Here is a 14,746-nt window from a genome sequence, read left to right on the forward strand (position 1 = left end):
AGGCGCTACCTGGAGGAGCCTGGAACAGTAGTTGCACGAGACGCGTGTACTGAAGCCCGATGCCCAACGCCTGACCAGGGACCTCGGTCTTACGCCGCAGTCGAGAGTTTCCTCTCCCCGTCGTTTTCGACATTGACCCCCCTAATTTGATGCCTACACAATCTTACATGCGCTGCAATAAGGCCTTCAAAGATATTGAGCGGCAGGGGACGGCACGGTGCGAGAGCGGCCGGAGTGTTAATCGCCCTGGGGGTTGACTAAGGTAACAATACTGACAGCGGGCGGGTGTCGCAAGCGCAGAACAAGGGAGAAGGAATGGCGACGGTCATCGAACACGCATGGGAAAGCCTGTCGAATACGCTACGGCTGTATGTCGAGGCCCACATGGACTTTGCTGCGCTATACGAAGTCGACCGCCCAGACGCGGTCACGAGACAGGACCGCACTCTCGAGGGAAAGCTTGAGAAGTTTCATACTCTGTACGACGTCACGAAAGACCTGCAAGGCTTTAACTACTTCAAGCACGCGGACACGGCGCTGCTCATCGTGCTGCGTAACGCCATCCATCATCGCGACCACGATCTTTTCCTGAGCTGGGACGCCTTCGTTCTGGCGCACGAGGAGACCAAGAAGCTGCCATCACGCAAGTATTTGTTCGCCAGCCTGACGCCTGAATCAGAGCTTGTGGTGCTGCGCTACTACCTGCCACTCGATGACTTTCGGAAGCGGTTGCCCAACGCCAAATTGAAGGCAGCGGACAGGGCCACCATCGGCGCGCTGTGGGAGCAGGACCTGCGCTTTGCCGACATATCGACTGTGGCAAACAGGGAAGGCTTCGATGTCGCGAGCGTGTATGTCGATGTGATGCCAGCCTTCATCTCCGCGATGCACCGGGTGCGGGGATGGCTGGCCACAACGAACTTTGTCCCGAGCGGCAGCGATGGCCGCATCTACTACCGCTCGTTCGGAGATGAACCGCCGACTCAACAATTAGGCTTCAGGGCATTGGCGGCGCCGAGCACCTGAAAAGGGATGAACATGGGCGGCGTCTGCGGGAAAACCGAACTTCTGGATGAGTAGAACGACAAATTGGCAGGACGCTAGCTTCAGAAAGCTACTACCAGAATTCCTGTGAGAGCCTGCTTTGGGCGCACAGCCGCCGTCTGAGTTTTTCCACTGAGCGTCGGTAATCAGCCTTTATGTAGAGCTCTACATAAAGGCTGTTATGAGCAGTTCGGATCTGCACGGCAGCGGCGCTCCCTCGAACGGGAAGAGCCATCGCGGCCACGGGCTAAACATAGTCACAAGTTCTTGAGCAAGTCCAATAGCGAGTCATCTGCCCCGAAGCGGCGTGCGACGACGAAGGGATCCTGCAGCCAGGACAGCGCCTTCTCCTTTTATGGGATCACAAGTCTTGCGGCTACGCAGGGCCTATGTCCAGTTCACGAAAACCGCAGCTGTCCGTGGCATAAACGAATCGAAGCACTCAGCTTGATCGCCCTTGGCAACTGTTCATAACTGGGACCTGTGCATATCAGCCTCAAACTGACCAACAACCCAGCAGCCACATCACCACCAAGCCAGACCGCCGCCCCTACCGGACGAACGCCGTGGAGCCGGGACGCCCCGGCAGGGCCAGGTCTGCGGCAGCGGGCGCCATGTGCGACAACAGCCGCCCCTTGCGCCACACCTTCAGCCGCGTGGCACGCAGGCGGATCGCCTCGATGGGGTCGCGCGCCTGCAGCAGCACAAAGCTCGCTGCGTTGCCCGGCGCGATGCCGTAGCCCGTGAGCCCCATCACCTTCGCCGCGTTCACGGTCACCGCGTCAAAGCACTGGCGCATGCCGGCCTGGCTGGTCATCTGCGCCACATGCAGGCCCATGTGCGCCACCTCCAGCATGTCCGCCTGCCCCAGGCTGTACCACGGGTCCATCACGCAGTCGTGGCCGAAGGCCACCGTCACGCCAGCGGCCATCAGCTCGGGCACGCGCGTCAGGCCGCGCCGCTTGGGGTAGGTGTCGTGCCGGCCTTGCAGCGTGATGTTGATCAGCGGGTTGGCCACCGCGCTGACGCCGCTTTCGGCGATGAGCGGGATCAGCTTGCTCACGTAGTAGTTGTCCATGCTGTGCATCGACGTGAGGTGCGAGCCGTTGACGCGGCCCTGCAGGCCCAGGCGCTGGGTTTCATACGCCAGCGTTTCGATGTGGCGCGAGAGCGGGTCGTCCGACTCGTCGCAATGCATGTCCACCGGCAGGCCGCGCTGTGCCGCCAATTCACACAACACCTTCACGCTGGCTGCGCCCTCGCTCATGGTGCGCTCGAAATGCGGGATGCCGCCCACCACGTCCACGCCCAGGTCCAGCGCACGCTTCAGGTTGTCCAGGCCACCCGGGGCGCGCAACACGCCGTCTTGCGGAAAGGCCACCAGCTGCAAGTCCAGATAAGGCGCCACGCGCTGTTTCACCGCCAGCAGGGCACGCACCGGCAACAGGCTGGCGTCGCTGGTGTCCACATGGCTGCGAATCGCCAGCAGGCCTTTGGCCACGGCCCAGTCGCAGTACGTCAGCGCCCGCTCCACCAGCGCGTCTTGGGTCAACAGCGGCTTGAGTTCACCCCAAAGCGCAATGCCTTCGAGCAAGGTGCCGCTCTGGTTCACGCGTGGCAGGCCATAGCTGAGCGTGGCGTCCAGGTGAAAGTGCGGATCGCAAAACGGCGGGCTCAGCAACTGCCCAGCGGCATCCACCGTTTCGTGCGCAGGCGCCAGCAGCCCGGCGGCCACCTCGACAATACGGCCGGCTTGCACCGCAACAGACATGTCGGTTCGCCCGTCGGGGAGCGTGGCGTGGGTGATCAGCAGGTCGAGCATGGGAGCATTGTGTCTGCTTTGTGGCACCAGTCGACCCCCCAGAAGGCACTGCCTCAATACCCGTCCACAGCCGCATCCCCCTTGCCCAGCCCATGCTTCCTGATCTTGTCCACCAGGGTGGTTTTGGGAATGCGCAGCGCTTTGGCGGTCTGGCCCACGTGGCCGGCTTGGCGTTGCAGGGCTTCGGCGATCAGGCTGCGTTCGAACTGCTCCACCGTTTCGGTCAGCGTGGGCTGCGCTTCGGGGTCGGCCGCGTCGGGCGCTGGCCCGTGCGGTGAAACCCACTGCGGACCCACGCCCAGCACCAGCGCGTCGGCTACGTTGCGCAGCTCGCGCACGTTGCCGGGCCAGTCTCGCGCCATCAGCTGGCGCAGCTGGGCCTGGGGAATGTTGGGTTGCTGGCGGCCGTAGCGGCTGGCCGCCAGGAGCATGAAATGCTCCAGCAGCATGGGTATGTCGTCGCGGCGCTCGCGCAGGGGCGGCAGTTCGATGTTGACCACGTTCAGGCGGTACACCAGGTCGGCGCGAAAGCTGCCCTGCCGCGCCCGCTCCAGCAGGTCGTCTTTGGTGGCAGCGACCACGCGCACGTCCACCGACTGGCTCTGGTTGGAGCCCAGGCGCTCCAGGCTGCGCTCTTGCAGCACGCGCAGCAGCTTCACCTGCACGCCCTGCGGCATGCTTTCCAGCTCGTCCAGAAACAGGGTGCCGCCGTGGGCGTGTTCGATGCGCCCGATGCGGCGCTTTTGCGCCCCGGTGAAGGCGCCGGCCTCGTGGCCAAAGAGTTCGCTGTCGAGCAGTGAGTCGGGCAAGCCGCCGCAGTTCAGCGCCACATAAGGCGCTTTGCAGCGGCGTGAATGCTCGTGCAGCGCGCGCGCCACCACCTCTTTGCCGGTGCCGGTTTCACCACGAATGAGCACGTCCACCGGTGAATCGGCCACCTCCATGACCAGCTGGCGCACCCGGCGGATGGCGGGGGAATGGCCCACCAGCTGCCCTTCCAGCCCTTCGCTGAGCGAGAGCGCGCGGCGCAGGTTGGCCACTTCCAGCGTGAGGCGGCGCTTTTCCAGGGCGCGTTGCACCACCTCCACCAGCTGCTCGGGTGAAAACGGTTTGGGAATGAAGTCGTAGGCACCGCTGCGCATGGCCTGCACGGCCAGGTTCACATCGCCGTGGCCAGTGATCATGATGACCGGCAGGTCGGGATCGATGTCGCGCGCCTCGCAAATAACCGACAGGCCATCGGCCCCGGGCAGGCGCATGTCGGTGACCACCACGCCGGCCAGGCCGGGGCTGATGTGTGGCAGCACGGCTTCGGCCGAATCGAAAGCGCGCACGGCAATGTCGGCCAGTTGCAGGGCCTGCACGCAGCCGAGCTGCATGGCGGCATCGTCTTCCACCAGGAAAACTGTGAGGGTGCGGTTCATGGTTTGAAAGGAACAGGTGCGTGGGTGGCAGGTTGACACAGCGGCACGGTGAGGGTGAAGCAAGCGCCCGCGCCGGGTACGTTGCGAGCGGTCAGGTCGCCCTGGAATTCTGCGGCAATGTCGCGGCAGATCACCAGCCCCAGCCCCAGGCCAGCACCGCTGGCTTTGGTGGTGTAGAACGGCTCGAACAGGTGGGCCAGGTCGGCCTCGCTCAGGCCCTTGCCGGTGTCTTGCACCTGAATGGCGATGAGCTGCGGTTCGTGCGCTGCGCGCAGTTCGGCGGTGATGCGCAGGGTTTTTTGGGGGGCGTCGCGCATGGCGTCCAGCGCGTTGCCCACCAGGTTGACCAGCACCTGCTCCAGCCGGTTGGCATCGCACCAGGCGACCCAGCGCCCAGGCGGGCATTGGTTGTCGATCTCTACTTTTTCGTGGCGCTGGCGCAGCTGGAACAAAAACAGCGCCTGCTCAATGGTGCGGCCCACATCGGTCGGTTCAGGGCGCACGGTCGATTTGCGCGAAAAGCTTTTGAGCGGGTCGATGATGCGCGCCATCTGGTCAACCAGCCGAGCCACGATGGACAGGTTGTCTTGCGCCGCGCCGTGGTTGCCTCGGCGCATGAACTCGGTGGCGTTGCCCGACAAGGTGCGGATGGCGCCCAGCGGCTGCGTGAGCTCGTGCGTGATGCTGGCCGCCAGCTGGCCCAGCACCGCCATTTTGCCGGCGTGCACCCGTTCGTTTTGCGCCGCGCGCAGGGTGATTTCGGTCTGCTCGCGATCGGTCACTTCTTTGCGCAGCAAGGTGTTGGCGTCGGTCAGCTCTTGCGTGCGCCGGGCCACCTCTTGCTCCAGTGCGACGTTGGCCTGCTCCAGCTGGCGTTTGGCCGCCAGCTTCTGGCGTTCAATGCGCTGACGCTGCGCCCAGTACAGCGCCAGCAACAGCAGGAAGGCCATGGAAACAGCGCCGCCGATGCCGTCGATCTGGGCCTGGTGGCGCACCGTGGCCAGGCTGCTGAAGATGAGCACGCGCCAGTCCATGCCGTCCAGCGAGCGGCCCAACACCATGAAATCGGCCCGGCCAGGCGCCTGACCCAGCGCCGCAGAAACCCGAGCCTCGTCCCCGCGCAGCAGGCCTTGCACCTCCTGGGAATCTTCGTTCACCGACAGGTCCACGCTCAGGGGAAACCGGGGCAGGCGCAGCGCACCATAGGTTTGCGCCAGTTGCAGGTCCACCCGGCGCTCGGTGGGCAAAGGCGCCAGCGAGGTGTAGCGCCACTGGGGCTGCGACGACAGGATCACCACCTGATTGGCATCGGTCACCAAGGCCGGAGCGCCCAGCATGGGCCAGGTTTGTTCCAGCGCGTCGAGTCCAATCTTGATGGCCGCCACGCCCACCACCCGGGGGCCGTCGTAGATGGGGTGCGAAGCAAAGTAGCCCGCATAGCCCCCGCTGCCGATAGCGAAGTGGCGCGTGGAGCGCCCGGCCAGCGCTTCCAGGTAATACGGGCGGTACGACACGTCTTCGCCGCGCAGGCTGTCGTCGCGCAGCGCGGTGTTGCTGGAGGCCAGCACCACGCCGCGCACATCCAGCACAAACACCGCCAGGCTGCCCAGGTGGGCATTCAGGCGGGCCAGGTAGTCGTTGGCGGCTTGCGCATGCGCGGCCGTGGGCGTCTGCAGCAGCCGCACCACCAAGGGGTTGAGCTGGATGGTGGCCGGCACCGGCTCCAGGCGGCGCACACGCGCCTCCACCACCGAGGCAAACAGATCGAGGCGGCCGTTGGAGGCGGCTCTCAGGTGGCTGGTGCCCTGGTCGAAGCTGCGCTCAAAAACCCCGTAACCGGCCGCCGCAACCAGCGCCAGCGCCACCAGCACCACCAGCGCGCGCCGCAAAGCCAACCCGGGCCCACGGCGTGGCGGGGATGGCGGTGGGCCGAACAGGGGTGCGGGGTGGATGGCGACCTCTTGGAAAAACCTCAATGCGCCAGGATCTTGGAGAGAAATTCTTTGGCGCGGGGCGAACGCGCGTCGGGGTTGCCGAAGAACTCGTCACGGCGGCAATCTTCCACGATCTTTCCGGCGTCCATGAAGATCACCCGATGGCTGACCTTCTTGGCAAAACCCATTTCATGCGTCACACACATCATGGTCATGCCTTCGTGGGCCAGCTTCACCATCACGTCGAGCACCTCGCCCACCATTTCCGGGTCCAGCGCCGACGTGGGTTCGTCGAACAGCATCACGATCGGGTCCATGCTGAGCGCCCGCGCAATGGCCACGCGCTGCTGCTGTCCACCCGAAAGCTGGCCGGGGAATTTGTCTTTGTGCGCCATCAGGCCCACGCGGTCCAACATCTTCAGGCCGCGCGTCTTGGCCTCGTCGGCGTTGCGGCCGAGCACCTTGATCTGCGCCAGCGTGAGGTTTTCGGTCACGCTCAGGTGCGGGAACAGCTCAAAGTGCTGGAACACCATACCCACGCGGCTGCGCAGCTGGGGCAGGTTGGTCTTGGGGTTGGCGATGCTGATGCCATCCACCACGATGTCGCCCTTTTGAAAGGGCTCCAGCGCGTTCACGGTTTTGATCAGCGTGGATTTGCCCGAGCCGGATGGGCCACACACCACCACCACCTCACCCTTCTGAATGGCGGTGGTGCAGTCGGTCAGCACCTGGAAACTGCCGTACCACTTGGAAACGTTTTTGATGTCGATCATGGTTCTTCTCCAGCCGCTCAGCGGATGATGGCAATTTTCTTCTGCAGCCGACGCACCAGCATCGACAGCGTGAAACAAATGACGAAATACACGACAGCGGCGACCAAATAGGTTTCCACTGGACGGTTGAAGTTTTTACCCGCCACTTCAAAGCCTTTGAGCAGGTCGTAAGCGCCTATGGCGTACACCAGCGAGGTGTCTTGAAACAGGATGATGGTCTGCGTCATCAGCACCGGCAGCATGTTGCGAAACGCCTGCGGCAACACAATGAACTGCATGGTCTGGCCGTAGGTCAAGCCCACCGCGTAGCCCGCGTTCACCTGCCCCTTGGGCACGCTCTGGATGCCCGCGCGCATGATTTCCGAGAAGTACGCGGCTTCGAACACGGTGAAGGTGATCATGGCCGACAGCTCCGCGCCCATGGGCTGGCCGATCATGAGCGGGATGAGCAGGAAGAACCACAAAATCACCATCACCAGCGGGATGGAACGCAGCGTGTTCACGTAGAACGCTGCCGGTATCACCAGCCACTTCTTGCCCGACAGCCGCATCAGCGCCAGCACCGTGCCCAACACAATGCCACCGACCATGGCCACCAGGGTGAGTTGCACCGAAAAGATAAGGCCCTTGAGCACGAAGCTCTGCAGCACCGACACATCGAGAAACGAAAAGTCGAGGTTCATCTCAGTGGCCTCCGATCATGCCGGGCACCTGCACCTTGTGTTCAATGAACAGGGCGAGGCGGTTGACGGCGAAGGCGGAGACGAAATACAGCCCCGTCACCGCCAGGTACACCTCGATGCCGCGCGAAGTTTCTTCTTGCGCCTGCATGGCGAACATGGTGAGTTCGGCAATCGACACGGCAAAAGCGACCGAGGAATTCTTGATGATGTTCATGCTTTCGCTGGTGAGCGGCGGTATGACGATGCGAAACGCCATGGGCAGCAGCACGTAGCGGTAGGTCTGCGCCAGCGTCAGGCCCATGGCCAGGCCGGCGTAGCGCTGACCCTGCGGCAGGCTCTGAATGCCGGCGCGAACCTGCTCGGCGATGCGTGCCGAGGTGAAGAAGCCCAGCGCGAACACCACCAGAATGAAGCTGGGCACCTCGCGCAGCGGCGCAAACAGCGATGGCAGCACGTGATACCACAGGAACACCTGCACCAGCAGCGGAATGTTGCGAAACAGCTCGGTCCACACATTGCCCACCGCCACCAGCCATTTGCTGGGCGTGGTGCGAAAAATGCCCATCACCGCGCCCACCAGCACCGCCACCACCAAAGCCAGCACGGCCACGCTCAGTGTCCAGCCCCAGGCAGACAGCAGCCAGTCCAGGTAGGTGATGTCGCCACCCTGGCCAAAGCAGCCGGGCTGCACCTCACCTTCAATGGTGTCTTTGCAAAACACCTGCCAATCCCATGTACCCACACCGATTCCCCTCAGTAAAAATGGGGCCGCCCGAAACGTTCCGGGCGGCCAGGCTCATGCCTTCAAACCGGGCAAATCACTTCTTTGCGTAGTCTTCCATCGGCTTGTCGTTGGGGTTGGCCCAGGCGAGCTTGGTGTTCTCGTTCACGGGCATGCCCACCGTGGTGTTGGACGGGGCAATGGGCTGCTCAAACCACTTGGTCCACAGCTTGGCCATGTCGCCCGACTTCATCATGGCCTTGAGGCTGTCGTCCACAGCCTTTTTGAAGGCGGCGTCGTCCTTGCGGATCATGATGGCGATGGGTTCCACCGACAGGACTTCGCCCACGAGCTTGAAGTCGGCCGGGTTCTTGGCCTTGGCGATGTTGCCGGCCAGAATGGCGCCGTCCATCACGAAGGCATCGGCACGGCCGGACTCGAGCAACAGGAAGCTGTCGGCGTGGTCTTTGCCGAACACCTCGTCAAAGTTAACGCCGGTGGCGCGCTCGTTGCGGCGCAGCGTCTGCACCGAGGTGGTACCTGTGGTGGTAGCCACTTTCTTGCCGTTGAGCTGGCCAATGGAGGTGATGCCGGAATTGGCCTTCACGGCTATGCGCACTTCCTCCACAAAGGTGGTGACGGCGAATGACACGTCTTTCTGGCGCGCGGCGTTGTTGGTGGTCGAGCCGCACTCGATGTCCACCGTGCCGTTTTGCACCAGCGGAATGCGGTTTTGCGAGGTCACGGGCTGGTACTTGATGTCCAGCTTGGCCAGGCCCAGCTGCTTTTGCACGTCGGCCAGCACTTTCTGGCAGATCTCGACGTGGTAGCCCACGAACTTGCCGTCACCCAAGGTGTACGACAGCGCACCCGAGGACTCGCGCACGCCCATGGTCACGCCACCGGTGTCTTTGATTTTCTTGAGCGTGTCGCTCGTTTGGGCCATTGCGGTCGAGGTGGCCAGCAAAGCAGCCAAAGCCAACAGGGTTTTCTTCATGGTGATTCCTTTGAGGGGGGTTGGGAAAAACAAAAAAACAGCGAACAAAAAAACAGCGAACGGGAAACAAGGAACAACAACGGGATCGGCATCAACCCGGCACCTGGTCGGTGGGGTACTTCCAAAAATCCTTGAGCAGGTAGTTCATGGGCAGATTCAGCGAGCGGTTGGACGGCGGTATGGGGCTCTGGAACCAGCGCTCATAAAGGGCTTGTGCCTCTTGTGTGCGAATCAGTCGCTTCATCTCGGCATCGATCAATTTTTTGAAGTCGGGGTCGTTGCGCGGCAGCATGATGGCCAGGGGCTCGATGGTCAGGAACTTGCCCACCACCTTGAAGGCCTTGGGGTCGGGTCGGCCGGCCGCCAAGCCAAACAGCAACACGTCGTCCATCACAAACCCATCGACTTCGCCTGAGGCCACCATGTCCACCGCCCGCGTGTGGTCGGGCGCCTCCAGCACCGTGATGCCCAGCATGAACTGGTTGTTGGCTTGGGTCACCGCCTTCAGCGGGGTGGTTGCTGAAGTGGAAACCAGCTTGCGGCCTTTGAAGTCGCGCAACACAGCAATCGGGCTGTCGGCGCGCACCAGGTAGCGCGCGCCGGTGATGTAGTGCGGCACCGTGAACGCCACCTTCTCACGGCGCTCGGCGTTGCTGGTGGTCGAACCGCACTCCAGGTCGGCCGTGTTGTTTTCGATCATCGCCATGCGGTTGGACGGGGTGACCTGAACGAACTTCGTGCCCACCTGGGGCAAGCTCAGCGCTTTGCCCACCGCCTGCACCAGCTTCAGGCACAGATCCATCGCATAACCCACCGGCTGGCCGTCGGCACCCACAAAGGAAAACGGCACCGACGATTCGCGGTGTGCCAGCACCACCGTGCCGCTGGAACGGATGCGGTCGAGCACCGGCCCTGCATGCGCAGACAGCAGCGCGGGGCCCAAGCCGATGGCGAGCAAGATCGGCCAAGCGATAAAGACCAAAGACGGGCGTGAGGGCATGGGGATTCCTGGAGTGAGCGGGTGCGGGTCAAACAACCTCAACCGATCAGCCCAGCGGCCGGTCGTTGGGCGTGCGGTACAAGTCCAACAGCGACTCGGGCGCGGGCCAGTTCAGGTTTAGGCCTTTGGGCGGAATCGGCGACTGAAACCAGCGGCGGTAAATCTTCAGCGCCTCGCCCGACTGCATCAGCTGCGTCAGGCTGCGGTCTACCACCGCCTTGAATGCTGGATCGTCTTTGCGCAGCATGCAGGCGTAGACCTCAGCGGCCATCGGCTGGCCCACCACACGCCAGTCGTCGGGCCGATCGGCCTTGGCGCGCAAGCCGTACAACACAGCGTCGTCCATCATGAACGCCTCCGCCCGGCCGCTCTGCAGCTGCGCAAACGCCTGTCCATGGTCCTTGGCAGACTCGATGTCAAAGCGCATGCCACGGGTTTCGCCATACAGCATGAGCTGGCGCTCGCTGGTGGTGCCGGCCGTGACCAGCACGCGCCGCCCCTTCAAGTCGGACAGCTCGGCCACGCCCGAATCCTGGCGGGTGAGCAGCCGCGAACTGGTCTGGAAAATGGACACCGAAAACGCCACCTGGCGCGCCCGCTCGCGGTTGTTCGTGGTGGAGCCGCACTCCAGGTCCACCGAACCGTTCTGCACCAGGGGAATCCTGTTTTGAGACGTCACCGGCACCAGCTTCACCGCGAGCGCAGGCAACTTGAGCTCCTTCTGGATGCTCTGCGTGACGGCCAGCATCAGGTCATGCGAATAGCCCACCACCTGGCGGCGGTTGTCGTAATAAGAAAACGGCACCGACGACTCGCGGTGCCCCAGGTTGATGGTGGCGGTTTGCGAAATTTTCTGCAGCGTGGTGAGCACCGGCGTCTGCGCCTGCGCCTGCGCGCCCAGGGTCGTGCATATCAGCCAACAAGGAAACAGTGAGAGCAAACGGTTCATGGTTGTGGCGGGTGGTTAGGTGTCTTATTGCAAACGCCATGCCAGCGGGTGTTAACCCTAGGAACAGGCTTTCAATGGCACTAAAAAATGCCATCCAGCCGTGTTTTCGGCGGGCATGGCGCGCCCGACCGAACGGAAAACCGTCTCACCCCGGCCACCCAAAAAACGGATTTCCGACCGCCGACACCGCACAGCCCAAGCCCGGCGCGCTCCGACGACCAGCGCCGAGGCTGAACGCGCGGCATGCTGCCTTCAGTACAATCTGCGGCCCTGCTGCGGTGCTCCGGCACGCCCGGTCCCGCTGCCCCGTTCGCCATAAAAAACGCCCCATGCATTACTCCGCTTCCCTCCACAAACTCAAGCTCATCCTCGCGGCCCAGGGCATCAAAACTGGCGACGCTGGCGCCATCGACACGCTCTTTGGCGGCAAAGACGGCTACTACTGGTTTGGCACCGTGCGCGACATGTGCCCCGAGGGCAAAACGCTGTCCTGGGAAAACCAATACGCCATGGTGCACGCCATCCAGGCACACGAAAACGCCACCGCCGAAGAAGACGAAATGAAGCCGCAAGTGCCCAGCGCGGCCAACGTCGCTGCCCTGTCCAAGCTGCTGGCCGACCCGCTCTGAACGCGCTTTTGAACGCGCTTTGACCATGCCCACCCACCACGCTTTGAAGGTTGCCGTCATGGGCGCGGGTGCCGTGGGCTGCTATTACGGCGGCATGCTGGCCCGTGCCGGCCACCGCGTCACGCTCATTGGCCGCCCGGCGCATGTGCAGGTGGTTCAGGCACGCGGCCTGCGCCTGCAAACGCTGAATTTCGATGAAGCCGTGCCGCTGGCGGCCAGCACCGAAGCCAGCGCCGTGGCCGGGGCCGACGTGGTGCTGTTTGCTGTCAAGTCGCCCGACACCGAAGCGGCCGGCGAACAAATGCGCAAGTACCTTTTGCCCGACGCGCTGGTGCTGTGCCTGCAAAACGGCGTGGACAACGCCGAGCGACTGCGCTCCGTGCTGCCCGGTGTGGCCGTGGCGGCTGCCGTGGTCTATGTGGCCACCGAAATGGCCGGCCCTGGCCACCTGAGACACCACGGGCGCGGCGAACTTGTCATTGAACCCTCACCGCGCAGCGCCCAGCTGGCGCATGCCCTGGTGGCCGCTGGCGTGCCCACCGAAGTGAGCGACAACGTGCGTGGCGCACTCTGGGCCAAACTCATTCTCAACTGCGCCTACAACGCGCTCTCGGCCGTGGGCCGCATCGCCTACGGTGAACTCGTGCAGCGTCCCGGCGTGCTGGCGGTCATGCGCGACGTGGTGGCCGAATGCCGCGCCGTGGCCGCTGCCGACGGCGTGACCCTGGCCGGCGACGTGGAGACCGCCGTGCGCCACATCGCCGAAACGATGCCCACCCAGTTGTCATCCACTGCGCAAGACCTGATGCGCGGCAAGCCCAGCGAGATCGACCACCTCAACGGCTACGTGGTGCAACGCGGCGCAGCGCTGGGCGTGTCCACACCGGCCAACCAGGTGCTGTGGGCGGTGACCCGGCTGGTGGAACAGCCACCCACCCCGGTGAAAACACCGCCGTAAGCCATGCAAGCCCAAGCGGCTGCGTTCACGCGGGCCTTGCGAGCTGCAGCAGGCCTGTGTTTTGTGGTCTCTGGGGCAGGGAAAGAGGGTGGCGCCCCCGGCGACTGGTTTCGCCCCGAGAGGCCGATCCCCCCGGTGTGGCCACAGACCGGCGTGCAGCGATTGCGATTGGCAACGCTCGTCTCATCGTGGCGTACTCCCGTTTTCTGGCACCACGCGCTCACCTTGAATCGGCACACGCACCATCATGAACGTCGGCGGTAAGCGGTGTTGCGGCCGCTGAGCCGGGACGATGCGGCTCGCTCCGCGTCAAGCATCTGCTCTCGGCCGAACGAACCGACGGCACCGACGCCAATAAACCTGAGGCAATTTTCCGAACGAGCGACCGCTCAACGGGGAACCGCCGTTTCAGGGTGATCACACTGCAGCATCAGGTGTCACGTTTACTGCCGCGAAAAAAAACCTCGATTGCGCTCGCTGAACCTCGGTTCTGCCTGCGCGCCGGGTGCAGCGCTGACTTGGGAGACCGTGGAATTTGGATACAGCGACGGGTAAGAGGGCCTGCAGGCCTCAGGCCGAGACCCGCAGTTTTTGAACATGCGTGTCACAACACCGTCATCTTTCGAATGAATAATTCAACAATACATGAACTATCAAGCACAGGAGCTTTGCACATGAAAGTAGGTATCAATGGCATGGGCCGCATCGGCCGCCTGGCCCTGCGCGCCGCCTTCGGCGCAGCCGAGCGCGACAGCACCGACCCCCGCTCTGGCAACCGCCTGGAAGTGGTGCACCTCAACGAGGTAAAAGGGGGCGCTGCCGCCACCGCCCACCTGCTGGCCTTTGACAGCGTACAGGGCAAATGGCGTGCCGACATCGCCGCTGAGGGCGAGCACGCCATCCGCATCAACGAACGCACGCTCTCGTTCAGCAGCCACACCTCCCCGGGCGACATCCCGTGGGGCGAGCTGGGCGTGGACCTGGTACTGGAATGCACCGGCAAGTTCCTTACGCCCGAGACCATCCAGGGCCACCTGGACCGGGGCGCCAAGCGCGTGATCGTGGCGGCACCGGTGAAAGTGGGCGAGGTGCTGAACATCGTGGTCGGCGTGAACGAGCACCTGTACAACCCGGCGCGCGACCGCATCGTGACCGCCGCCAGTTGCACCACCAACTGCCTGGCGCCGGTGGTGAAGGTGGTGCACGAGGCCATTGGCATCAAGCACGGCCAGATCACCACGCTGCACAACCCCACCAACACCAACCTGGTGGTGGACGCGCCGCACAAAGACCTGCGCCGCGCCCGCAGCGCCATGATGAGCCTGGCCCCCACGACCACGGGCAGCGCCACCGCCATCGCGCTGATCTACCCCGAACTCAAGGGCAAGCTCAACGGCCACGCGGTGCGCGTGCCGGCGCTCAACGCCTCGCTGACCGACTGTGTGTTTGAACTCAACCGCCCCACCACAGCCGAAGAAGTGAACGCGCTGTTTGAGGCCGCCGCCAACGGCCCGCTGGCCGGTATCCTGGGCTATGAAGCGCGCCCGCTGGTGAGCGCCGATTACGCCCGCGACACACGCAGCTCTATCGTGGATGGCCTGTCCACCCTGGTGACCGACGGCACGCTGCTCAAGGTGTACGCCTGGTACGACAACGAAATGGGCTACGCCTGCCGCATGGTGGACCTGGCGGGTTACATGGACAGCCTGGGTCTTTGACATGTCTCAAGCCACCGCATCGCCACCCGGCGCCAGCAGCGCCACCCGCAACTACGCCATCGTCACGGCCGCTTACTGGGGCTTCACCCTCACC

Annotated in this window: 13 protein-coding genes; 4 read left to right on the forward strand and 9 right to left on the reverse strand. The window is 63.6% G+C overall.

The window, feature by feature from the left end; genetic code table 11:
• The first annotated feature begins 315 nt into the window (after positions 1 to 315).
• Positions 316 to 1,026, forward strand: coding sequence for a hypothetical protein (locus ACTG4K_RS15435; RefSeq protein WP_439115098.1), 711 nt, complete (start codon positions 316 to 318; stop codon positions 1,024 to 1,026).
• 568 nt (positions 1,027 to 1,594) lie between these two features.
• Here the strand turns inward: ACTG4K_RS15435 and ACTG4K_RS15440 are convergent.
• The 9 genes from ACTG4K_RS15440 to ACTG4K_RS15480 form a co-directional block, all read right to left on the reverse strand.
• Positions 1,595 to 2,866, reverse strand: a complete 1,272-nt coding sequence (locus ACTG4K_RS15440; protein WP_439115099.1) for an amidohydrolase family protein — start codon at positions 2,864 to 2,866, stop codon at positions 1,595 to 1,597.
• Positions 2,867 to 2,919: 53 nt separating this feature from the next.
• The gene (locus ACTG4K_RS15445; RefSeq protein WP_439115100.1) at positions 2,920 to 4,290 is read right to left on the reverse strand and encodes a sigma-54-dependent transcriptional regulator; all 1,371 of its coding nucleotides are present in this window, start codon (positions 4,288 to 4,290) and stop codon (positions 2,920 to 2,922) included.
• Complete coding sequence (locus ACTG4K_RS15450; protein ID WP_439115101.1) at positions 4,287 to 6,185, reverse strand: ATP-binding protein; 1,899 nt, start codon at positions 6,183 to 6,185, stop codon at positions 4,287 to 4,289. Before ACTG4K_RS15450 ends, ACTG4K_RS15445 begins: the two co-directional genes overlap by 4 nt.
• A 77-nt stretch (positions 6,186 to 6,262) precedes the next feature.
• Positions 6,263 to 6,997: an amino acid ABC transporter ATP-binding protein gene (locus ACTG4K_RS15455; RefSeq protein ID WP_439115102.1), complete on the reverse strand. Its 735-nt coding sequence runs from the start codon at positions 6,995 to 6,997 to the stop codon at positions 6,263 to 6,265.
• 17 nt (positions 6,998 to 7,014) lie between these two features.
• Entirely contained in the window at positions 7,015 to 7,680 is a 666-nt protein-coding gene (locus ACTG4K_RS15460; RefSeq protein WP_439115103.1) for an amino acid ABC transporter permease, read from the reverse strand.
• Position 7,681: 1 nt separating this feature from the next.
• On the reverse strand, positions 7,682 to 8,422 hold the full coding sequence (locus tag ACTG4K_RS15465; RefSeq protein ID WP_439115104.1) for an amino acid ABC transporter permease: 741 nt from the start codon (positions 8,420 to 8,422) through the stop codon (positions 7,682 to 7,684).
• 76 nt (positions 8,423 to 8,498) lie between these two features.
• Positions 8,499 to 9,398: an amino acid ABC transporter substrate-binding protein gene (locus ACTG4K_RS15470; protein ID WP_439115105.1), complete on the reverse strand. Its 900-nt coding sequence runs from the start codon at positions 9,396 to 9,398 to the stop codon at positions 8,499 to 8,501.
• Between the two features lie 91 nt (positions 9,399 to 9,489).
• Positions 9,490 to 10,398 (reverse strand): amino acid ABC transporter substrate-binding protein, encoded by a 909-nt coding sequence (locus ACTG4K_RS15475; protein WP_439115106.1) that lies wholly within the window; start codon positions 10,396 to 10,398, stop codon positions 9,490 to 9,492.
• Positions 10,399 to 10,444: 46 nt separating this feature from the next.
• On the reverse strand, positions 10,445 to 11,347 hold the full coding sequence (locus tag ACTG4K_RS15480) for a transporter substrate-binding domain-containing protein (RefSeq protein ID WP_439115107.1): 903 nt from the start codon (positions 11,345 to 11,347) through the stop codon (positions 10,445 to 10,447).
• A gap of 329 nt (positions 11,348 to 11,676) precedes the next feature.
• On the opposite strand from ACTG4K_RS15480, the gene ACTG4K_RS15485 reads away from it, so the two are divergent.
• The 3 genes from ACTG4K_RS15485 (at position 11,677) to ACTG4K_RS15495 (ending at position 14,652) form a co-directional block, all read left to right on the forward strand.
• Complete coding sequence (locus ACTG4K_RS15485) at positions 11,677 to 11,976, forward strand: hypothetical protein (protein WP_439115108.1); 300 nt, start codon at positions 11,677 to 11,679, stop codon at positions 11,974 to 11,976.
• Positions 11,977 to 12,019: 43 nt separating this feature from the next.
• Positions 12,020 to 12,934: a ketopantoate reductase family protein gene (locus ACTG4K_RS15490; protein ID WP_439115120.1), complete on the forward strand. Its 915-nt coding sequence runs from the start codon at positions 12,020 to 12,022 to the stop codon at positions 12,932 to 12,934.
• Between the two features lie 674 nt (positions 12,935 to 13,608).
• Positions 13,609 to 14,652: an ArsJ-associated glyceraldehyde-3-phosphate dehydrogenase gene (locus ACTG4K_RS15495; RefSeq protein ID WP_439115109.1), complete on the forward strand. Its 1,044-nt coding sequence runs from the start codon at positions 13,609 to 13,611 to the stop codon at positions 14,650 to 14,652.
• Positions 14,653 to 14,746: the final 94 nt, after the last annotated feature.

The organism is Hydrogenophaga sp. (assembly GCF_965657535.1).
GTDB lineage: Bacteria > Pseudomonadota > Gammaproteobacteria > Burkholderiales > Burkholderiaceae_C > Hydrogenophaga.

Coding starts and splice junctions, on each gene's coding strand:
- ACTG4K_RS15460 (WP_439115103.1), bottom strand. CDS start 7,680: ATGAACCTCGACTTTTCGTTTCTCGATGTGTCGGTGCTGCAGAGCTTC.
- ACTG4K_RS15455 (WP_439115102.1), bottom strand. CDS start 6,997: ATGATCGACATCAAAAACGTTTCCAAGTGGTACGGCAGTTTCCAGGTG.
- ACTG4K_RS15475 (WP_439115106.1), bottom strand. CDS start 10,398: ATGCCCTCACGCCCGTCTTTGGTCTTTATCGCTTGGCCGATCTTGCTC.
- ACTG4K_RS15480 (WP_439115107.1), bottom strand. CDS start 11,347: ATGAACCGTTTGCTCTCACTGTTTCCTTGTTGGCTGATATGCACGACC.
- ACTG4K_RS15495 (WP_439115109.1), top strand. CDS start 13,609: ATGAAAGTAGGTATCAATGGCATGGGCCGCATCGGCCGCCTGGCCCTG.
- ACTG4K_RS15445 (WP_439115100.1), bottom strand. CDS start 4,290: ATGAACCGCACCCTCACAGTTTTCCTGGTGGAAGACGATGCCGCCATG.
- ACTG4K_RS15435 (WP_439115098.1), top strand. CDS start 316: ATGGCGACGGTCATCGAACACGCATGGGAAAGCCTGTCGAATACGCTA.
- ACTG4K_RS15440 (WP_439115099.1), bottom strand. CDS start 2,866: ATGCTCGACCTGCTGATCACCCACGCCACGCTCCCCGACGGGCGAACC.
- ACTG4K_RS15485 (WP_439115108.1), top strand. CDS start 11,677: ATGCATTACTCCGCTTCCCTCCACAAACTCAAGCTCATCCTCGCGGCC.
- ACTG4K_RS15470 (WP_439115105.1), bottom strand. CDS start 9,398: ATGAAGAAAACCCTGTTGGCTTTGGCTGCTTTGCTGGCCACCTCGACC.